The sequence below is a fragment of the Microcoleus sp. BR0-C5 genome (assembly GCF_036705045.1).
In the GTDB taxonomy this organism is placed as follows: Bacteria; Cyanobacteriota; Cyanobacteriia; order Cyanobacteriales; family Microcoleaceae; genus Microcoleus.
The window spans coordinates 111,728-133,280 of sequence record NZ_JAUBTR010000007.1; the positions used below are offsets into that span (position 1 = coordinate 111,728).

12 protein-coding genes are annotated in these 21,553 nt (G+C 45.3%); 5 read left to right on the plus strand and 7 right to left on the minus strand.

The genetic code is table 11. From position 1 onward, the window contains the following. Nucleotides 1-845: 845 nt before the first annotated feature. The 3 genes from QUB08_RS05480 to QUB08_RS05490 all read right to left on the minus strand — a co-directional run bounded on the left by QUB08_RS05480 (nt 846) and on the right by QUB08_RS05490 (nt 9,394). Complete coding sequence (locus tag QUB08_RS05480) at nt 846-2,435, minus strand: glycoside hydrolase family 57 protein (RefSeq protein ID WP_333223832.1); 1,590 nt, start codon at nt 2,433-2,435, stop codon at nt 846-848. Between the two features lie 103 nt (nt 2,436-2,538). Beyond that, nucleotides 2,539-5,751, minus strand: coding sequence for an EAL domain-containing protein (locus QUB08_RS05485; RefSeq protein WP_333223813.1), 3,213 nt, complete (start codon nt 5,749-5,751; stop codon nt 2,539-2,541). Between the two features lie 367 nt (nt 5,752-6,118). Further along, nucleotides 6,119-9,394: a PAS domain S-box protein gene (locus QUB08_RS05490; RefSeq protein ID WP_333223814.1), complete on the minus strand. Its 3,276-nt coding sequence runs from the start codon at nt 9,392-9,394 to the stop codon at nt 6,119-6,121. Nucleotides 9,395-9,937: 543 nt separating this feature from the next. Here QUB08_RS05490 and gatB point away from each other — a divergent pair. From gatB to QUB08_RS05515, 5 genes are all read left to right on the plus strand, one after another. Continuing rightward, complete coding sequence (gene gatB / locus QUB08_RS05495; protein ID WP_333223815.1) at nt 9,938-11,440, plus strand: Asp-tRNA(Asn)/Glu-tRNA(Gln) amidotransferase subunit GatB; 1,503 nt, start codon at nt 9,938-9,940, stop codon at nt 11,438-11,440. Nucleotides 11,441-11,799: 359 nt separating this feature from the next. Continuing rightward, nucleotides 11,800-12,966, plus strand: coding sequence for a pentapeptide repeat-containing protein (locus QUB08_RS05500; protein ID WP_445300890.1), 1,167 nt, complete (start codon nt 11,800-11,802; stop codon nt 12,964-12,966). Nucleotides 12,967-13,005: 39 nt separating this feature from the next. Beyond that, entirely contained in the window at nt 13,006-13,593 is a 588-nt protein-coding gene (locus QUB08_RS05505) for a Uma2 family endonuclease (protein WP_333223817.1), read from the plus strand. 273 nt (nt 13,594-13,866) lie between these two features. After that, the gene (locus tag QUB08_RS05510) at nt 13,867-14,505 is read left to right on the plus strand and encodes a Uma2 family endonuclease (RefSeq protein WP_333223818.1); all 639 of its coding nucleotides are present in this window, start codon (nt 13,867-13,869) and stop codon (nt 14,503-14,505) included. 105 nt (nt 14,506-14,610) lie between these two features. Next, nucleotides 14,611-15,843, plus strand: coding sequence for a pentapeptide repeat-containing protein (locus QUB08_RS05515; protein WP_333223819.1), 1,233 nt, complete (start codon nt 14,611-14,613; stop codon nt 15,841-15,843). A gap of 633 nt (nt 15,844-16,476) precedes the next feature. Here QUB08_RS05515 and QUB08_RS05520 read toward each other — a convergent pair. The 4 genes from QUB08_RS05520 to QUB08_RS05535 form a co-directional block, all read right to left on the minus strand. Further along, the gene (locus tag QUB08_RS05520) at nt 16,477-16,857 is read right to left on the minus strand and encodes a response regulator (protein WP_333223833.1); all 381 of its coding nucleotides are present in this window, start codon (nt 16,855-16,857) and stop codon (nt 16,477-16,479) included. 419 nt (nt 16,858-17,276) lie between these two features. Further along, entirely contained in the window at nt 17,277-17,417 is a 141-nt protein-coding gene (locus QUB08_RS05525) for a hypothetical protein (protein ID WP_333223820.1), read from the minus strand. A gap of 116 nt (nt 17,418-17,533) precedes the next feature. Further along, a complete protein-coding gene (locus QUB08_RS05530; RefSeq protein ID WP_333223821.1) occupies nt 17,534-17,914 on the minus strand; it encodes a response regulator in 381 nt (126 codons plus the stop codon). 57 nt (nt 17,915-17,971) lie between these two features. After that, a complete protein-coding gene (locus QUB08_RS05535) occupies nt 17,972-21,406 on the minus strand; it encodes a PAS domain S-box protein (protein ID WP_333223822.1) in 3,435 nt (1,144 codons plus the stop codon). Nucleotides 21,407-21,553: the final 147 nt, after the last annotated feature.

The following is a 21,553-nucleotide window of genomic DNA, read 5'->3' on the forward strand; positions in this document are numbered from 1 at the left end:
CTTGTACTCCTAGTAGCCGGGTTTGATCAGAAACCCGGTTTTTTGTTTGATGAATTGTCTTCCCGTTCGGTTGGGCTAAAGGACAGGGCAATGCCGTTGCTTTACGAATACAATGTTTTGTATCAGTCTTGGCTAAATATATTATTGCCCTTAAACAATAACCGATTGGTTGACGATACCTTATGTCAAGAATATTATAAATCTGTTGGAGCTTTAAGTGGGTTCTCAAACGAACTCAAATCATAGAGACTTATTAAAATTAAAATTTTACCCAAGTTCACTAAATTAAATTATTTCGCGTAATTGTTTATAAAAAAATGGGATATGTCGCAACTACGGACAAGACTAAATCTACAATAAGTGATGTACACAAAGTGTGTGCCATTCGTTGGAGTAACGACTAATTTCAGAGATATAAAGCAATTAACAGGGATATAGTCTTGGCAGTGTCGTAAAGCTGGGATTAAAAGAAATCATGTTGCTTCTTGCGCTTTACTGGTGTAGGTTGGGCGCTAAAAAGTTTAGCCGATCGAGCTGGTTAAACAATTTATCAAATTAAACACTCTAGTGCTGTCAATTTATTTAATTTATTAACTAAAACCTCCCAATGTTCATATGTTTATTGTCTAATTGCTTGGTGCATGGTGCGAGGATCACTTGGGACAGTTGCGTAAGTCCTGAATTGGTTTGACGCGCTACTTATCGGGGTAAGGTTCGCACTGCAAACCTGCAATATAGATGTTCTCCACAAGTCTTGAACAACGGTATGAAAAAAAACCCGCCTACGCGGGTTTTTTTTTGTGTCGCAAGTGGTTTTAAACTGTCTGGATTTGCTCGCAGTTTGCTTAAAGCGATCGATAAACGCGATAGTTAATTTCAGGGAAAATATTATCAATCTCCTCAACCTTCTCCAACCAACCCGAATCAACTTTCCCTTCTTTCACTTCATCGTAAAGCTTGTGAAAGCGCATTAAGTGCGATCGAGTCCGGCGCACCGCATAGGGAACCATCGTCCCTGTACGCATGATAAACGCCCAGTCAGAAGATTGAGCTAGCAGCACTTCCCGCGCCGCTTGGTTCAAAGCCCGCCACTGCAATTCATCCGCAGGTTCCATGCTTCCCAACTCAATCATCCGTTCCGCAGCTTTGTGCAAGTGCGGGTAAATCCAAGCATTGGTATCGTTGAGCCAATATTCGTGGAAACCCCGGAAACCCCAGCTAGACTGAGACGGGCGGCACACTTGCTGAGTCGGATTTCCCCGCAAATAATCGGCTAAGTGCGTCATCTCGTAGGTATTTTGGTCGTACCAACTCTTGCGGAACAGATAATCTAAGAACCAAGGCCCTTCGTACCACCAGTGACCGAAAAGTTCGGCGTCGTAAGGCGAAACAATAATCGGCGGACGCTGCATAATGCCGTTGAGGTGTTCGACTTGGCGTTCCCGGTTGAAAGCAAAGTTGCTGGCGTGTTCCGCTGCTTTTTCCCTTGCCCAGTAAGGATCGTACAACTGTTTATCGCCTAAACCCAATCCGCGACCGGTGATTTTGTGATATTTAATCCCGGTATTTTTCCGCTGGCCGTTGGGCATGATGTAGGGCTTAATGTAATCGTAGTCAGCTTCCCAGCCCAAATCTTTGTAGAATTCGCGGTATTCGGCGGCGCCGGGATAGCCGACTTCCGAAGACCAAACCTGCTGCGAGGATTCGTGATCCCGGCCGAAGGCTGCTACTCCGCATTCGGTGAAAATCGGGGCGTAGCTGCCGTAGCGGGGACGCGGGCGGGCGTAGAGGATGCCGTGACCGTCTGTGAGAAAGTAGCGGAGGCCTGCGTCGGCTAACATCCGCTCTAAGCCCTCGTAGTAGGCGCATTCGGGCAGCCAAATGCCTTTTGGTCGGCGACCGAAGTTTTCTTCGTAGTTGTCGCAGGCTACTTGAATTTGTGCCCAAACTGCTTCGGGGTACATTTTCATCAGCGGTAGGTAGCCGTGGGTGGCACCGCAGGTGATGATTTCGAGGTTGTTGGTATCTTGGTGTTCTTTGAAGGCTTTTACTAAATCTCGATCGTACTTTTCCCAAAAGTTGCGGACTTGAGAGAAATGGGCGGCGTAATGTTCTGCCAAATAGCGGAGGTGACCGTTGCCGCTGTTGTGTTCGATTTCGAGATCGGCTAATTCTTCGAGTTTGGCCAAGTGGTCGTCGAAGCGGTCTTGCAGCAAGGGGTCGCGCAGCATTGCCACCAAGGGCGGCGTCATGCTCATGGTAATTTTAAAGTCGATGCCGTCGCGCTTGAGCCCTTCAAAGACTTGCAGCAGGGGAATATAGGTTTCCGCGATCGCCTCAAACAGCCATTCTTCTTCTAAAACGTAGTCGCTTTCGGGGTGGCGGACAAAAGGCAAGTGGGCGTGGAGAACGAGGGCGAGGTAGCCAATAGTCATAGTGATTTGGATGCCGTAGTTATTAACTGACGCCATTTAGGGACAGCTTTAAAATATTTTAAGATTTTATGCTGAAACGGGACTCACAAAATGCCGTGTTTTTTTAATGGCCTTTCTCTAACAAACTAAATGTCAGCAAATTCTGATTTTCTGCTTGCTGTCGGATTAGGGCTGCTGCTGTTTGAGAGTCTACTGCCTTTGAGAAAAAGAATCCCTGGGCGTACTCACATTTTAACCCTTTTAGTATAGATAGTTGCGAAGCTTCTTCGACTCCTTCGGCTACTACATCCATGCCTAAATTGTGGGACAAAGTAACTATTGATCGCACAATTTCTGTCGGGTCAATCCCTCCTTTACTGAAATCGAACTCACCTCCCATCCTGCTAACAAAAGAGCGGTCTATTTTTAAGGTATTGGTGGGGAAGCGGTGCAGGTAGGAGAGCGATGAATAGCCGGTGCCGAAGTCGTCAATACACAAGTGTATGTTTCGGGTTCTGAGCTGCACCAGCATTGCTGTTACTGATTCGGAATTTTCTATGAGTACGCTTTCGGTAATTTCTAGTTTTAAACTGCTGCCGTCGAGGTTAGTTTCTTGAAGAACTTGGTCGATGTATTCGATTAAATCTGGCTGAGAAAACTGTTTGACAGAAATGTTGACGCTAACGCTCAAGGGGGGGTTGCTGGGAAATAGCTGCTGCCACTGGCGGATTTGGTGGCAAGCTGTGCGGAGTACCCAGCGGCCCAGGGGTACGATCAAGCCGGTTTCTTCGGCGATGGTGATGAATTCGCCGGGGGAAACTAAGCCACGTTCTGGATGCTGCCAGCGCACTAGGGCCTCAAAACCGGTAATTGTGTTATTGGCGATCGACACGATCGGCTGGTAGTGAATAATAAACTGGGGCGCTGCGGATAAGGGAGGTAAGGCTGATTCGGGGAATGGGGGAAAGTCTTCTTCTATGACAGGCTCTCTAATTGATTCGATCGCCCGCCGCAGATCGTTTTCTAGCTGCAACAGCCGCAAAGCGTGGGCGTGCATGGAACTGTTGAAAACTTCGTGTCGGGCTCTGCCGAGTTCTTTGGCGCGGTACATTGCTGTGTCGGCGTCGCGCAGCAGGGTTGTCGGTTCCAGGTATTCGCCAGAACTCAAAGCTATGCCGATGCTGGCGGTGATAAATACTTCGTGTCCGTCTAGAAGGAGAGGGGAGGTGATTTTCTTTTGCAGGCGGTTGACAATGGTGGTAGCTTCATTGATGCCCTCGATGTCTTCTAGCAACAGCACAAACTCGTCTCCTCCGAGGCGGCCTACTGTATCTCCGGGCCTCAGACAAGCTTCCAGACGCCGCGCGATCGATACTAGCAGTTGATCCCCGATCGAGTGGCCGAGGGAATCGTTGACTACTTTAAATCTATCTAAATCGAGAAACAGTACGGCAAACAAGTAGTCTTTGCGCCGTTTTGCCAGCCTCAGAGCGTGTTCGAGCCGATCGGTAAATAGCGATCGGTTGGGCAATCCGGTGAGGGCGTCGTGAAAAGCATCGTGCAGCAGTTGTTCTTCGGCGAGTTTGCGCTGAGTGATGTCGTGACAGTTAATCACGATTCCATTGACTGCCGGATCATACAGCAAGTTGGTGGCTACAGCTTCTACATAACACCAGGAACCGTTGCGGTGGCGGACTCGGTACTCAACTGGGCACTGGCTTCTTTTGGGGTTTTCAATGGCTTTGTGGAGGGTTTCGGCGATCGTGGCGCTGTCGTCGGGGTGAACTATTTCTAAGGCGCTGCGGCCGATCGCCTGGTGGGGCGCGTACCCTAAAATTCGCTTGACGGAAGGGCTGATGTAGCGGAAGATTCCTTCGGCGTCGAGTATGATCGTGATGTCTGTGGCGTTTTCAATCAGCGAGCGAAATCGCTGTTCGCTTTGGCGCAGGGCTGATTCTGCTTGTTTGCGATCGCTGATGTCGAGGGCTACTCCGTCTATAATTATGTCGCCGTTTTCGTTTTTGGAAAATTTAGCGCTGTCTTGCACCCACTTGACCTCCCCAGATCTCAGAACGATGCGGTACTGCCGATCGCACGGCAAAAGACTCGCTCTCGATGCTGCTACGCGGCTGTCGCACGAGCTTTTGTCCTCTGGATGGATGATTTCGGTCAAGAGTTCCGGGTGCAAAATCACTTCTTCGGCCCCGATCCCAGTAACTTCGCGCACGCCAGGACTGATGTAGGGCAGGGAGATTGTCCCATCTGGATGCAGCACGGTGCGGTACACTGAGCCGGGAATGTTGGCTGCCATTGTGGCTAGCTGCTGCTGGATGCCGCAGACTGCTGCTTCGGCGCGCTTGCGTTCTGCAAGTTCGGTTTGGGCTTGTTGGTAGAGTTCGGCTTGGTGGATCGCGATCGCGCACTGATCGGATATGGCTTTGACTAGCGATAGTTCTTCTGTAGTCCAAGAGCGGGCTCGATCGCACTGGTAGAGGCAAATTCCTCCCAAAAATGATTGCTGGTAGAGCAGCGGTGCGATCGCGATCGAGTGAAACCCTAAAAATTCCGCTGATGCTTGCAGTTCCGGGCCCAGAGTCGATAACTCGGCGAGGGCGATCGTTTCTCCGCGGGCGAGGGAGAAGCGATAGTGTTGGGCAAAGTCGCAATTTAGACCGATCGCCCGTTCTCTGTCGGCTGCCTTTAAGCTCATGTAGCGAATCCCGATCCTGCCCTCAGCATCTGGCTGCAATATCGCGCAGCCGCTGATTTCGAGAGCTTCGTGCAGTTGATCTGCGGTGGTTTGCAGAACTTCGTCGAGTACAAGGGTGAAGCGCATGGCTTGAACGATGCGGTTGACGATCGCTTCACGAGTCGCTTGCCGCTGAATTTGGGCGATCGCTTCTTGTTGCTGGCGCCGCATTTTGTATTCTTGGAGCGATCGTTCTAAGACTGTTGGCAACCTAAACAGCCGGCCTTTTAATACGTAATCGGTCATTCCGGCTTTTATGCACTCAACTGCTGCTTCTTCTCCCAAACTTCCCGTTATTAAAATCAAGGGTATGTCTTGCCCTAATTCCTGCATTAATTTCAATACTTCTATACCGTTGAAGCCGGGGAGGCGGTAATCTGAGAGTACAGCATCGTACTGGCAATTTTCAAGCAGTTTTCTGCACTCTGTTGCTGTTTCGGCAGTGTCGCACTTAAAATTTACCCCCCCCGCTTCTAAGGCGAGCACTATTAATTCCATATCTTCTGCCATGTCTTCGATAATCAACAATTTTAATGTTGATTCCGCTACCATTTTTAGTAGATAGTTGGTCTGATTTATATCTAACATAAGGTATTGGGGAGGTTTTTAATTGGTTATTCGTGTTTTTGCTAGTAATTTTTTAGACTGATTTTTGTTGTTAATTTTATTTCGATATTTTTAGTTATTTGTATCAAAATTAATTATATACTCTACTCTCAAAACCTTTATTTAGCACCGTCGAGGGCTGACAGAACCGATTGGGGATAATCCCAATTTTTTCAAGAGAGTTTTTTAGGAGTACGAGCATCTTTCACAGCCAAGCCTAGATCTTTTGCTCCCATCCCTAACAGTGAACACTCCTGTCACACCAAAATTCTGATGCTCTCACCGATTGTGACTTATTTAAGTGTATAAGAGTTTTAAATTCTGAATTTAAAACTCTTATACACTTAACTTATGAATCTATATTACCGTTTGAGATTGTTTGCCCTAGTTTAAAGTAAAACGTGGCTCCTTGACTAGGTAGGCTTTCTGCCCAAACCGTGCCGCCGTGGCGGTGAATAATCCGCTGGACGATCGCCAAACCGATGCCCGTACCTTCAAATTCTCTCTGGGAGTGCAGCCTCTGAAAGGCTCCAAACAGGCGATCGGCATATTCCATCGGAAAACCCACCCCGTTATCCTTGACAAAAATCGTCCCATCAGGTAAACCCTCAATAACTATTGTAGCTGGAGTGCGTCCGCGGCTGAACTTGACGGCGTTGCTAATCAAGTTGCTGAACACCTGTTGCAGCAAGGTTGGATCTCCCATTACTGTCGGCAAATCTCCGACGGCAAATTCAACGCTGTCGGGAGTTTGGGCGGGATCTGCGACAGTTGGTGGTTTAGTCAATTTAATCGCATTTTGTACCAAACGGCTCAGATCGATCGGAATTTGCCTCAACTCGCTGCGAGTCACCCGCGACAGGGCGAGCAAACCGTCTATCAACAGGCTCATTTTTTCGCTGCTGTCTTCAATTATTTCCATATAGTGAACTATTTTGCGATCGCTCAAAGCCTCAGTTAATTCTAGCCGCTGTTTCAACGCTTCTACAAAACCTGAAATATGTCGCAAAGGTGCGCGCAAGTCGTGGGAAACTGAGTAAGAAAAAGATTCTAATTCTTGATTGGCAGCTTCTAATTGCTCTGTGCGTTCTGACAAAGCTTGTTTTGTCTTTACCAACTCAGTGATATCGCGAGAAGTGCCAATTAAAGCATAAACCTCGCCGTCGAGATTTCTGAGGGGAATTTTAAAAGTATCGTAGTAAATAGTCTCGCCAGAAATGACAAATTTATCCTGCAAGTGCATAGTTTCACCTGTTTCAAATACCTGCAGATTTTCTCTACAAAATTTTGCAGCTATTTCGGGAGAAAAACATTCAACTACCGTCTTGCCCTGCATCTCTTTTCTGCTATTTAATCCAGCAGTTATGACCACCGATTGGTTAACAAAAGACAGGCGCATCTTCTCGCTATCTACCACAAAAATGTGATCGGGCAAAGCATCAAAAAAAGTTTCTAATTCTGCGGTACGCTGCGCGACTTGAGCTTCTAAAGTTTCGTTGAGTTCTTTAAGTTCAGCTTCTACTCGTTTGCGTTCGGTAATATCTTGACCAATGCTGATACACCGGCCATCGGAAAGACGAACATTTGCCCAAGAAGTGTCGATAATTCGCCCGTCTCTAACTTTTGTCTTGAAGTCGCTCCAGTTCGGATTTGCTTCTTCAATTTCATCCCAAACATATTGACGGTATTCTGGCTGCAGATAAAATTTTGCCAAGATATCCCGGTTTTTGATTTCTGCCAAACTCCAGCCTAGCACTTCTTCCCAGTGACGGTTTACCCAGTTTATTTGACTGTTTTTGTCTAAGAATGCCAGCATGACTGGCACGTTGTCGAATATAGTTTGCAGCAGTTCTTTTTGCTGTTTTAATGATTCTTCGGCTTGTTTGCGATCGCTGATATCGAGTACGGAACCGATAAATTGTAAAATTTGTCCGTCTGGGGTTCTTTTGAAAATTTTAGAGCGATCGTGCACCCAGCGCCATTCCCCATTTTTGTGTTTGATTCTGTAGTCTCTGTCATCCGTTTCATCGGGATTCCTGCTGTGTTTTAGTCGCTCGATACCTGTAATTAGCTTTAACATATCATCGGGATGAACTAAGTTGGCTACAGCGTCTTTACCCAAATCTTGCAATTCTTGGGGAGTGTATCCCAGCATGGCTGTGACAGATTCATTTGCATAAATATTTATGTTTTCAACTGCATCGTAAATGTAGAGAAAGTTAGGTATAGTTGTAACAATACTCTCTAAAAGTTGCTGATGTTTTTGCAGTTCCAATTCTGCCTGCTTGCGCTCGCTCAAGTCCAGCACAAAACTGACGCCTAACTGCTTTGTTCCTTCTAAAAATGTGCTACCCAGCAGCACAGGAACGCGGCTACCATCGGAGCATATAAATTCTTTTTCAAAGGGAACAACCGTATTTCTAGCCTTCAGTTCGGCAACTTTTTCTGTATCTAAACGCACGTATTCTGGTGGTGTCATTTCTTGCCAGTTAACTCTTCCGGCAAGCAGCTCGTCCCGCGTATAATTTACCGTGTTTAAAAAAGCGGCGTTGGCATCTGTAATGCTGCCGTTAAGATCCCAAAAAATTAGGCCGATCATGTTAGAATCAACTATGGCTTTAAATTTGGATTCGCTTTGCCGCAACTGATCTTCGACTTGTTTTAGTTCTGTAATGTCGCGGGAGATGGATAAAACTGTTTCTACTGAATTGTCTTCAGCAAATTCGGGAATGACTCGACAGTGGTAATGTTTTATGCCATCGGGAGTGAGAAACTCAAATTCTATGGTTTCTTGTTTGCCGGTACCCAAAACTTTCATAAAAGCCTCATCCCACAGGTCGCACAAGTGCGGCGGCATTCCTGATTCTTGGTTGGTTTTGCCAATCAATTTTGCGGGGGCTTTTCCGGTTGCTGATTCTACTGCGTGGTTGATGTAAAGAATGCGTAGTTTGCGATCGAACCGGGCGATAATATCGGTTGCATTTTCGGCGATGGCGCTGAAAGCTTGTTCGCGCCGATGCAGTTCTTCTTGAGCGCGGTGGCAATCGGTTATGTCTCTGGCAAAAGATAGAATTGAAACTACTCTTCCCGATTCATCGATTAGTGCAGAATTGTACCATTCGCAGTAAATTACCGAGCCATCTTTGGTATAGTTGCGGTTGTGGCAAACGTTACGGGGTTCTCTGTTGTATAACAGTTGATGTGTGACGGCGCACACTTGCTCGAAGTCTTCTTGATAAACTATTGACCATTCGTGCCAGTATTTTCCGATTACTTCTGCTGCACTCCAGCCAAATATTTGTTCGGCCATTGGCGACCACCGCACTACCCGAAATTCGCTGTCCCACTCTACCACTGCCATTGGTGAGTTTTCTAGATGAAATTCCCGCCGCGAGTTGGCTTTTTTTATTTGAGTTTGAAGTTGCTGCCGGAGTTGCTTTGCCTCGGCCAAGCGGTCGCTGAGTTCCTGTGTATTTGCTGAGCCCGCGTTGGCAATGTGAGCAATGGTTTCTGCTGTTTGTTTTTCGAGTTCGTTCCAAGCGAGTTCGAGGGCTGATTCCGCCTCTTCTAGCTCAGTGATGCTGTTCTGAAACAGTGTGGCACTTTTTACTGGAATTTCACGCATAGTTTTGACACTTAGGCCAGTGTTACTTTTAGAATTCAAAATTAAAGCTTAAAAATTAAAAATATGTAATTTCCTGTTAAATTATACATTTTTAATTTTTAGTCTGTGCGTGGAGCAGATCGTTGGAGGCGGCGGGCGTTATTAAATACAGCCAATCAAAGGATTTGGGGTGCAGATCGATCGGCAATTGTGGTGGATAGATCTAAAACTCTCCTGGGTAAGGGAAGGGTGCGGGCAGGAGCTGACCCTAAGTATATTTTTGCACAGACTTGTTGTTTGGGGGCGATCGAAAGGAGATCGGCGTGGCTGCGGGCGTGGGTCGATCGCCAATCTGTAGCAGGGCGTTGCGTATGCAGATCCCCATTAGTCTCAACTAAACACGCTTTCTCAAAGTCGGGCAGGGGTTTAAACCTCCCGAACTAAGGGTTTGAGGCGCTTGTTGACACCAATGAAACCGCCCCTACCTACAAATACCCTCCAATCACTTTGGTCAATAAAAAGCTAAAATAAAATCTAAAGTTATTTCAGTCTTTTAAATTGCTTATGACTGCTGCTGTACCCTCTTCGATAAAAAACCAAACTCAGTACGAAGCCATTATCGGTCTCGAAACTCATTGTCAATTGAGTACGAATACTAAAATTTTCTCCAGTTCTTCTACCGAATTTGGCAATGCCCCAAATACTAACATTGACCCAATTTGTATGGGAATGCCTGGAGTATTGCCAGTATTAAATCAAAAAGTGCTGGAGTATGCGGTGAAAGCAGGGCTGGCTCTCAACTGCGAAATCGCACCTTACAGTAAGTTTGACCGCAAGCAATATTTCTATCCCGATTTGCCGAAAAATTATCAAATTTCTCAGTTCGATTTGCCGATCGCTACTAACGGTTGGCTAGAAATTGAACTCGTGGATGAGACGGGAAATTCTACTAGAAAAAAAATCGGGATCACTCGCTTGCACATGGAGGAAGATGCCGGAAAATTGGTTCACGGGGGCAGCGATCGGCTGAGCGGTTCTACTTATTCAATGGTGGATTACAACCGCGCAGGTGTGCCTCTAATCGAAATTGTTTCGGAACCGGATTTGCGATCGGGCGCGGAAGCTGCTGAATACGGTCAAGAATTGCGCCGGATCGTCCGCTACATCGGTGTTGGCGACGGGAATATGCAAGAAGGTTCGCTCCGGTGCGACGTGAATATTTCGGTGCGCCCCGTTGGCAGAAAAGAGTTCGGCACGAAGGTGGAAATTAAAAATATGAACTCTTTTAATGCGATCGAACGGGCGATCGATTACGAGATCGAGCGGCAAATTCAAGCGGTGGAAAATGGCGAAACCATCGTCCAAGAAACGCGGCTTTGGGATGAAAACAAGCAGTGTACTTTCAGTATGCGGATTAAAGAAGGTGCAAGCGATTATCGGTATTTCCCGGAACCGGATTTGCCTCCGATCAAAGTTTCGGCAGAGCAATTACAGGATTGGCAAGCTCAACTGCCGGAATTGCCGGCAATGAAGCGCCATCGCTACGAAACTGAGCTCGGTCTTTCTCCCTACGACGCGCGGGTGCTGACTGACGACAAAGCGGTGGCGGAGTATTTTGAAAAGTCGATCGCCGCCGGCGCTGTGGCTAAACAAGCAGCGAATTGGGTGATGGGCGATATTACTGCTTATCTGAAAAATGAAAAACTGGCGATCGCAGAAATTCCTTTCCAACCGCAGGATTTAGCCGAACTGCTGGGGCTAATTGAGGCCGGTACGATCAGCGGCAAAATCGCTAAGGATATTTTGCCGGAGTTGCTGGCAAACGGTGGTTCGCCTCAGAAGTTCGTTGAGAGTAAGGGTTTGATTCAAATTTCGGATACTGGGGCGATCGATCGAGCGATCGATGCCGTGTTAGCCGCCAATCCCAAGGAGCTCGAACAGTACCGAGCCGGTAAAACTAAGCTGCTGGGCTTTTTTGTCGGCAAGGTGATGAAGGAAACGGGCGGCCGGGCTGATCCCAAACTGACCAATGAGCTGCTGGCGGCGAAGCTTAACAGCCCAGGTTAAGCAGTCGTTAAGGGGATCGTGTAGCGGATACAGTGGCGGGCGATCGGTTTTTCCTGAGCTCGCCATTCTCGCGGGATCGTAACTTTATAATTAATCTACATTTCTTTACAACATCTTCACGTTTGGGGGTGACACCCCTCACGCCGACCGTGTTATATTGTGTTATGTAGATGCACCCTGATGGCAGAGAGAGTTACTTAGGTAGCTCTCTCTTTTTTTGTCTTTTTTTTCCCACGGACGTGAAAATACGGATGGGAGAGGGGGATTGGCCATACCGATTCCCGATTACTGATTACCGATTAGCAATTAGCGCTTTGAGTCGATTAATATCAACTTTAGTTATTACTAATTTTGACAGTATGAGCGAACAAGCTAGCGAGCTAATCAAGCAGGGGATTTCGCAATATCAGGCGCGACAATTTGAGGCGGCGCTGGGTTCTTGGCAGGAAGCGCTGACGCTGTATCGCTCAATGGACGATAAGCGCCGATCGGGTGCGGCGCTGGGTAATATGGGCGTAGCTTACGAAGCGCTGGGAAATTATGCTCAGGCGATCGACTGCTACCAGCAGCATTTGGTGTTAGCGCAGGAAATTGGGGATCGCCGGGGCGAGGCAAATGCTTTGGGAAATCTGGGCAATGCTTGTTGTGCTCTTGAGGATTTTTCTGGTGCTATTGATTACCAGCAACAGCGTTTGGCGATCGCGCGGGACACTGGCGACGGGCGTTCTGAGTTGGAAACTTTGGGCAATTTGGCGCTAGCTTACGATGCTAATGGAGATTTGCCTGGTGCGATCGAATGTTATCACCAGCAGTTGTCGATCGCGCGCACCAGCAAGGACGATCGCATTGAGCGCAATGCTCTCAAGAATTTGAAGCTCGGTTACAAGTATTTAGCAGATTACGAGAAGGCCGACGAGTACCGACAGCAGCAATTGGCGATCGTCCGCGAACTGTTTTTAACTGATAAAAATAAGAGTTTTGTACAACTTGCAGAAACAGTGGGTTTGAATCCGATTGAGGATTTTGCTGGGGCTAATTTAAGCGGTTTTGACTTGCACTACGCTGATTTTAACGGTGCAGATTTGCGCGAAACTAACCTCCAATGCGCCGATTTGACTTTGGCCGATCTCAGCGGTGCTTTGCTGAGCGCTGCTATTTTAATTGATGCTAATTTGTGCAATGCTAATTTGCGGGATGCTGAACTCAGCAGCGCCAATTTGAGCGGTGCTGATTTGCGGACAAAGCTGCCCCGTGCGAATTTGAGCGGTGCAAATTTAACCGGCGCTAATTTGAGCAGTGCTTATTTACCGAATGCGATTTTAGTAAATGCAAATTTGACAAATACTGATTTCAAGAATGCTGATTTAAGCGGTGTAAATTTGAGTGGTGCGAATTTAAACGGTGCTGATTTGAGCCGCGCTGATTTGAAAAATACGGTGGTGGAAAATGCGAAGTTTTTTGGTTGTGTGGGAATTTCGGAAGCCCTGAAGGTTGAATTAAGGGCACGGGGCGGGATTTTTGAGTAGAATGGGAAATGTTGGTAATTGTAGAGGGTAAGAAAAGCTATGACTGCCGTAACTGTAAAACGATTCTCGATCGCCGAATATCACCGTTTGGGAGAACTGGGATTTTTCGCCCCCGATGACCGAGTTGAATTGATTCGCGGAGAAATTATTATCATGGCTGCTAAAGGTACGTTTCACTCTGTTTGTAATTCGCTATTGCTTAAAAAAATGTACCCACTGCTGGAAGAACGAGCGATCGTGCGCGGTCAAGAGCCGATTATTTTGTCGGCTGATAGCGAACCAGAGCCTGATGTTGTTATTGCTCGCAATCGTTCTGATAATTATTTATCTTCTCACCCGGAGCCTCCTGATATTTTGCTGGTAATTGAGGTTTCCGATTCTACTTTGAAATACGACAGGAGAACCAAGTTATCTCTCTATGCTGAATCGGGAATTTCTGATTATTGGATATTTAATTTGGTTGATAATCAACTGGAAATGCACAGCGAACCTTATCAGAAACAAAACGGGAGTTATAGTTATCAATTGCAACGAGTTGTTTTGCCAAATCAGACGGTGGTAATTCCGGGTTTGACCGAGTTGTCTCTAGATTTGTCTTCGGTATTTCCCGCGCAGAGTGGTGAGTAAAAAATCTGGCTCGATAGCAGATATTTTAACTCAGTAATTAAAGAGCGATCGAGCTTTTTTCGATGATATAATGTAAAAGTGCAAAGAAATGATATTATGTCCGGTCGATTACCCCTAATACGGTAGGGGCGGGTTCACGAAAAATATCTGCCAATAATTGACAATCTCAAAAACCCGCCCTTTTAATCGCTATCATCCAAAACAATTTGGTTTCTGACCCCGGATTTATTCGCGGGAAAAATCTAAAATCTAAAATCTAAAATCTAAAATCAGATGACTGCTCAAACTCTCGCTCCCCCGGAACAAATTGTCCAGCTATCAGGTATCAGTTGGCAAACCTACGAAACTTTGCTTGCCGAAATCGGCGATCGGCAAATTCGACTGACATATAATCGCGGCAATCTCGAAATTATGGTACCTTCTCCAGAACACGAACGCTTCAAAACAATAATGGGTCGATTTGTTGAAACCTTAGCGGAAGAATTAGAGGTGAGAATTGAGCCTCTTGGCTCCACAACTTTCAAACGTCCTGAACTTAGCGGTGTCGAACCAGATGAATGTTTTTACATCCAAAATCTTAGTGCAGTTAAAGGCAAAAAAAGAATCGACCTGAATCAAGATCCACCGCCGGATTTAGTGGTGGAAATTGATATTACCAGCCGTTCGGAAAATAGCTTGCAGGTTTATGCGGATCTGGGAGTGCCGGAAGTTTGGATTTATAATGGATCGCGACTCAGAATCAACAGATTAGAAAATGGAGAATACGTTGAGGGCGAGATTAGTTTAGCATTTCCCAGCTTACCGATATTAGAGATTGTCAGATTTTTGGAACAAGCAGAAACAATGGACTATTTGGAATTAGTAAAAGCATTTCGGAATTGGGTAAAAAGCCAAATTAAGCAAAATCAATGACTTGCGGAGGAAGTTAAACAAAATTTACAATTTTACAAAAAAAAAAGCGGTGTTGTGATAAAATAGAGATGATAAACTAATTTAAATATCAATTACAGGCTGGTAGTGCCAGCAATTCTACCCGATATGCGATCGCTAGAGTCTCACAACAAATACCCAGATTGCTTGTGGATGCAATTAGAAGCAATTCCCGTTCCATCGGTTGCACCCCAAACCCAGCAGCTCGACATTCACTTGAGCCTGAATTTTAACGAGCATTGGGAACCCCTGCTAGGTGGTCGCGTCAAATTTGGTCTGCAAGGCGGGACGCTCAAACTATATCTAGAAAACTGCGAAATACCCGTAGCATCACGTCAGTTAGTCGGTTCTTTCAAGCTTTTGCCAATAGGAGAAACCCTGCCCATTCAAAGCAGTACAGAAAATTTAGTAACCGAAAGTCAGCGGGGAGTTCCGGGCGGGGAGACAGCGGAAAAAACTAAGGAAACAGAGAGCATATTTTGTCACGTTTCCACAATCAGCGATGATACAACGCCAGCTTGGATTTTTGCAGTAGAACAGGGCAAATCAGTATTAAAAGGTTTGCTAAAAAGTGCTAAGCTGGGAGAAATTACTGCCAAAGAATTTCGGCTAGCGGCGGCTTTTGAAGTGGCTAAAGAAGATATTTATCTCACTGATGCTGAGGGTTTGTGGCCGCACGATATCACGCCAAATCAACATTCGGTTTTAGAAAGAATCCTGACTGTATACCTGCAAGCAAATAAACTCCAACCAGCCCTCAGTTGGGCGCTATTATCCTACAATTTGCCTCCGGTTGAACCGCGCGAAGAGGAAATTGTCCCGGAAGCTGAATCCCAATTGCAGGAAATGGTCGATCGCATTATTTCCGCTGAAACCGACAACTTTGCAGAGTTGGCAAAAATCGCCAATCTCAATCCCGCACTAGATTTCGCGGGTAGCAGCTTGCGCGGAACGACTTTAAGTGCAGTGGATTTTAGCAGCGCAAATCTCGATCGGGCAAATTTCCGGGGTGCAACCTTAAACGATGCCGATTTCAGCGACGCCAACCTGCAAAATGCCAAATTCGGTGGTGCAGATTTGAGTGGTGCTTTCTTAGGAAATGCTGATTTAAGCGGTGCAGATTTGCACAAAGCAAGTCTAGCTTTAGCTAACCTCAGCGGTGCCAATTTGAGCGGCGCAAATCTGTTGGAAGTGAACTTAACAAATACTAATTTCAGCGGTGCGAATGTCGAGTCATCCCGATTCGGGAATAATTCAGGAATCGATGAGGAAATGCAGGTGAATCTACAGCAGCGGGGAGCGATTTTTGAAGAGGTTTAGTCCGTAAGTGCGAGATCCCTTTTATTCATCCGCCTCCATTGCGGCACGGGCCTCACGCCTGTGCGATGGAATTTAACCTTTAAACTATCGCCTCTTAAAAAAGTTGCTTCTTAATCCTTAACTCTGTAACTAAATTTATAGAGGGCGATGAACCGTAGTTGTTAAGACTGTAAACAGGCATTTCTTGCCAACACTGACGGCAAAACCAGTATACTTGACTGTGGCGAAGGTGACGCAGCATTTGATTCGTGCAGCAAGGACAGCTTGTCATAAAAACCTCTTTTTTATCGAAAGTGTATTTGTCTCTTGTTGCCAAGGGCTGTAAGCTGGCTTGAAGCAGCAACTCTCTGAATGTAGAGGTAAGAAATAAAGATTTGATAAAGAATACAAGCTTGTTAAGGAATTGATGCAAATCGAAATCTTTCGTAAAAATAGCAATAACTGAGAGAAATTGTATTCAACAATCCCCAGATTCCCAGAGAGGATATTAAGGGGAGCATCTCAGTTTTGCATTTATAGTGCGAGCGGGGACGCTCGCACTATAATAAAAAAAATGCTTTTTGCCAAACTGAGATGCTCCCATATTAAGATTGTCAAGTCTTAAGAATCCTGTGTCTGCCATACCGGGGAGTGTCAATCATCCCATCCCAACATCTCTGCCACTTTTCCCGGCAGGGTGGTGGGTTCAAATGGTTTGCGAATTACCCCAGCAACACCCATTTCGGCGAAGTTGGCCATATCGCTTGGCATAACTCTTGCTGTCAGCAGAATCACTGGAATCGATCGAGTTATAGGATCGGATCGGAGACGAGCGTACACAGCAAACCCATCCATTCCCGGCATTGATATATCCAGCAAAATAGCATTAGGTCGTTCTGTTTGTAGGATTTGTAAACATTCTTGTCCTGATTCGGCCACCAAGGTGTTCCATCCCGCGAGGTCTTCCAGGCACAACTGTATCAGTTCGCGGAGGTGTTCTTGGTCATCAACGATAAGAATTTGTTTCCCTATCATCTTGTTTTCGGGCAGGAGACTGCCCTCATAATTAGGTACTTGCAAAGCGTTCATTTTATTTGGGTTGATTAGAAATCAACTTTTCGGTTGCCAATTGAGTCTCAAATATACATCTTTGAGGAATAGCTCAAATTTGCAGTTAAGAGTGGAATCCAAACTTGGGATGGCGGAACACTCAATTCTTTAGCAAGCTGAATTGTTAAACGATCCGAATGTATTTCAGTTTCATAGATTTCAGGATGTACGCCGTGCGGCAACGGGATGAGACTTTGAAATCCACTAGGAAAGAAATAACCTTCTACAACAGTCGCTTCGGTAGGTTGACCTTGGATTAAAACAGTTTCTGGAGTGATTTGGAGATTCAATTTGACAAGATGAATGTCAGAAATCTGAACTTTAACGATAAGTGTCGCATCCTTTTATTGAATTTTTATACCTGCGATCGGTGTTTCCTCTGTATGAGCAATCCAAAGTGTGGATTGCTGACAACCAGTGGGCAAACCGGAAAATGAATCTGCGAGATCCTGATTTACATCATTCAAAGCCTGAAAAGCATTCATCGAGTCTCCTCCTAATGCAAAGAACTTTTAGCTGCATAACAGGAGACTAAATAGCAACGGTAAGGATTTGGTAAAGATGCCGTTATTGTTACAAAAATTCACAAAAATGGTGAAAGTTATTCCACCCATCCCAAAATCTCTGCTATTTCTTCCGTCAGGGTGATGGGTTCGATCGGTTTAGCAATTACCCCAGCTACCGCCATCTGGGCAAATTTAGCCCGATCGCTCGGCAACACTTTCGCTGTCAGCAGAATCACTGGAATCGATCGGGTAATCGGATCGGACTGGAGGAGCTCGTACACGGCAAACCCATCCATTCCCGGCATAGATACATCTAGCAAAATAGCGTTGAGTTGTTCTATTTGCACTATTTGTAAACATTCCTCTCCCGATCGTGCCCCCACTGTTTTCCATCCGCCTAAATCTTCTAAGCAGGCTTGCACAAGTTCCCGAAGGTGTTCTTCATCATCAACAACTAGAATTTGTCTGTCTGTCATGGCATTTTGGATGGGAGATTTGGGATTTTGGATTGATGCTACAGATTAATTTAAGGGTTATTCAATGATTGTTAAGGGTAGGGTGAAGCAAAATGTGCTGCCTTCACCTAAGATACTTTCCGCCCAGATTTTGCCGCCATGCCGCTCAACTATACTGCGACAGATTGCTAAACCTAAACCGGTGCCTCCTTTTTCACGGGAGTCGGAGGCATCGACTTGCTGAAATCGCCCAAAAATCAGTTCTAGTTTATCGGCAGGAATGCCTCGTCCGCGATCGCTAACTTGGAACAGCACAAAGTCTGTCTGGTTTTCGGCACTCAGATGAATTGTGGAATCGGCAGGTGAGAATTTAATCGCATTACTGAGCAAATTTGTTAAGGTTTGGACGATCGCATCTCCTGTTGCCCAGACTTCTGCATCTGTGGGGTTAACGATTAATGAGATCTGCTGTTGAGTAGCGATCGCCTGCATACTATCTACTGCTTGCTGCATCAAATCGGCAGCTTTGCAAACGGTTTTCTCGACAATTGCCCGCCCAGAGTCTAGGCGCTCCAAATCTAAAATATCATTAACCAGGTTCACTAATCGATTGGTATCGAGGTGGGCAATTTCAATCATGCGTCTCGATTTTTCGGGCTTTTTATCATAAACCCCACTTTTTATTAGTCCCAATGACATTTGAATTCCTGTCAAAGGAGTGCGAAGTTCATGGCTGACAATGCCAATGAACTCATTTTTAATGTGTTCTAGCTTTTGTCGTTCGGTAACATCTTCCCCAATGCTGATAGTTCCAATGATGTTTCCCTCTGAATCTTGCAGCATGGTATTGTTCCAGGCAATCAATCGTTCCTCACCCGATTTGGTTAAGATAAAATTTTGATAATAGGGATGATAGTTATGGGCTAATACTTCCGAAAAAATAACTTTAATCGATTGTTGAATAGAAGCAGGTAAAAAGTTTTCAAACCATTTTTTTTCGATAACTTCTAGGTGAGTATATCCCGTAATTTTTAAGAAGAAAGGATTAACGTAATTGACATTTCCCCCTATATCAAGTCCGACAACAATCAACTGCACGTTATCCAAGAGCGATCGCCAGCGTCGTTCGGCTTCTCGGATCGTGGCTTCGGCTTGCTTGCGTTCTTGCAGTTCTAGCTGAAGTTGTCGGTAGAGCTTGGATTGCTGAATGGCGATCGACAATTGGCTGGCAATCTGTTCAAGTAATTCTATTTCCCACGATTGCCATTGACGAGGTGCCGTATTTTGGTAGATAGCTAACAAACCCCAGAGATTTTCTCTCAAAAATATCGGGAAAACTGCATAACTTTTTGCTTGGAATTTTTCCATTAGCTCGATATGACAGGGTTGAAGTTCAGCGCTGTAAATATTATTAATAACCAACTTTTCGTGATTGCGGAATCGACCGCCGTGAGTTTCTTGCAGATAGGTATCTGCACAATTTTTTTGAAGATCGCTCCCTATCAGTTGTACCCAATCCTCACCAACTGACTCCACAACAAAATCACCACTCCAATCAGGATTAAAGCGGTAAATGGCAGTGCGATCGGTTTGTAATGTCTGCCTGATTTCAGTAACAGCAGTATTTAGAACGGCATTCAGATCCAAAGATTGGCGAATCCCTTGAGTAATCCTCCAAAGCAAATTTTCCTTTCTAGATTTCTGTAGTAAAGCTGCTTCCGCCTTTTGTCGAACTTCTTCGAGGTGCTTCGCTACTGTGATATCTTGATGAACGGCCACCAGAACATCGCCATACTCGGAATGATTGAATACAGAGCAAGTTGCACTACACCAAAATGGAGTCCCATCTTTCTTGACATTATGAACTTCATAGCTGAATTCCTTATTTTGGAAGACAGCAGACCGAATGGCTTGATTTACATCTTCAGGATTAGCCGATTCGCTGCCATAGTTGAGAATCGAAACGTGCTGACCGTTGAGTTCGCCAAAGTCATAACCAAACATCTGCTCAAATTTAGGATTGGCATAGACAATGGCTGCATTATCTGCTCTTACTAAACAAATGCCTTCCGCCATGTTGCGGGTAATGACAGCCTGAAGCTCAAGCATTTGTTCGGCTTGTTTAAGTTTAGTCAGATCGCGCAGAATGACGATTATCCCTACAATTTTTTCGCCTATATCACGTAAAGGCGTATAGGTAACGCTCAAAAATTGCCTGACTAAATTGGGAGAGTCAAACCAGTTTTCATGCTGAATTTTTTCGCCAGCCAAACATCTCTCTAACCTAGGTTTAATCAAGCGATCGAATACGTCTGCATCCAAGATATTTCTAACAGAATTTCCTATAACTTCGCTTTCAGATTTGTTGCACCAAGTCAAATAAGCTTGATTGGCTATTTGATAAATATAGTTGCTATTCATCAGTACAATCGGATCTGTTGTATTGAATACGATGCGTTCATATTGGCGGAATGCTTCTTCAGTACGTTTGCGATCGGTGATCTCAAATACGCTAGAACGACTCATCATGAAGTTACCTGCTTCATCATAAATTGCTGTAGAATTTAAGTTTATCCAAATGGGTTTTCCGTTTTTATTCAAGAGCTGAAACTCTAAATTATTGATGTAGCCTTGCTTTTTTAATAAGAGAAAGTTTTGATAATAAATATTTTGAGTTGCAACTGTCATCAAATCAACAAATTTCTTTTTATGCACAATTTCATCACGGGTATAGCCTAACCACTTCAGTTCCGTATCATTAATCATAATTATGGTTCCTGCTGCATCTACGGAATGATAGCCACAGGGAGCATTATTATAGAGGTCTTCAACTTGATTGATATATTGTTGCAAGCTATGGTTGACTTCAGTGAGTTCTGCCGTCCGTTCTATGACTCGTTGTTCGAGTTCAGTATTGAGTTGTTGGAGCGCAATTTCTGCTTGTTGCCGCTCCCTCAGTTCCGTTTGTACTTGCTCAAATAAATCAGCTTGCTGAATGGCAATTCCAGCTTGAGTTGCTAGCTGTCGCATGAGTTCAATTTCTGATGGTTGCCATTCGCGAGGTTCTGTACACTGATGGGCAATCAATAATCCCCAAAGTTCTTCTCCCTTAAGGATAGGAATAACCAGGCTAGCTGTAACGTGAAAATTTGGCCGGAATTCCCGGTGATAAGTATCAATTTCGGCAGTATAAATATCAGATTTAGAGGTGAATAAGCCTTGTTTGAAGGGTTCGATATAGCTTTCAGCAAAGCAAGGCTCGTGTATCTGAGTGGATAAGATTGCTCTCCATTCTGAACCAACGGACTCTACCACCACCTTTCCGCTCCAGTCGGGAGCAAATTGGAAGATAATTACGCGATCGCATTGCAGAATGTTTCTGAGTTCCGTTACCGTAGTGTTGAGAATATCTTCTAGTTTGAGGGATTCGGAGAGAGAAAGTGCTGTTTTAGCAAGGATTTGCTGTGGCTGTTCTTGCCATTTCCCATAATTTTCATCAGTATGTTCTATCATTGATCTACTTAATTAATTACATTTTTTTGATTGAGGCAGAAACCGGGTTTTTAGCCCTCGTGCGTAAGTTCTATTTAAGTATTTGAGGACTTACGCAATCATCCCAGGTATGGGGGCAACCGGGCGTGGGGAGAGCCCCTACAAAAC

Bases quoted from the DNA above. Each gene is read 5' to 3' on its own strand.
- QUB08_RS05505 (WP_333223817.1), top strand. From the start codon at position 13,006: ATGACTGCCGTAACTGTAAAACGATTCTCGATCGCCGAATATCACCGT.
- QUB08_RS05535 (WP_333223822.1), bottom strand. From the start codon at position 21,406: ATGATAGAACATACTGATGAAAATTATGGGAAATGGCAAGAACAGCCA.
- QUB08_RS05480 (WP_333223832.1), bottom strand. From the start codon at position 2,435: ATGACTATTGGCTACCTCGCCCTCGTTCTCCACGCCCACTTGCCTTTT.
- QUB08_RS05520 (WP_333223833.1), bottom strand. From the start codon at position 16,857: ATGATAGGGAAACAAATTCTTATCGTTGATGACCAAGAACACCTCCGC.
- QUB08_RS05530 (WP_333223821.1), bottom strand. From the start codon at position 17,914: ATGACAGACAGACAAATTCTAGTTGTTGATGATGAAGAACACCTTCGG.
- QUB08_RS05525 (WP_333223820.1), bottom strand. From the start codon at position 17,417: ATGAATGCTTTTCAGGCTTTGAATGATGTAAATCAGGATCTCGCAGAT.
- gatB (WP_333223815.1), top strand. From the start codon at position 9,938: ATGACTGCTGCTGTACCCTCTTCGATAAAAAACCAAACTCAGTACGAA.
- QUB08_RS05485 (WP_333223813.1), bottom strand. From the start codon at position 5,751: ATGTTAGATATAAATCAGACCAACTATCTACTAAAAATGGTAGCGGAA.
- QUB08_RS05500 (WP_445300890.1), top strand. From the start codon at position 11,800: ATGAGCGAACAAGCTAGCGAGCTAATCAAGCAGGGGATTTCGCAATAT.
- QUB08_RS05510 (WP_333223818.1), top strand. From the start codon at position 13,867: ATGACTGCTCAAACTCTCGCTCCCCCGGAACAAATTGTCCAGCTATCA.
- QUB08_RS05490 (WP_333223814.1), bottom strand. From the start codon at position 9,394: ATGCGTGAAATTCCAGTAAAAAGTGCCACACTGTTTCAGAACAGCATC.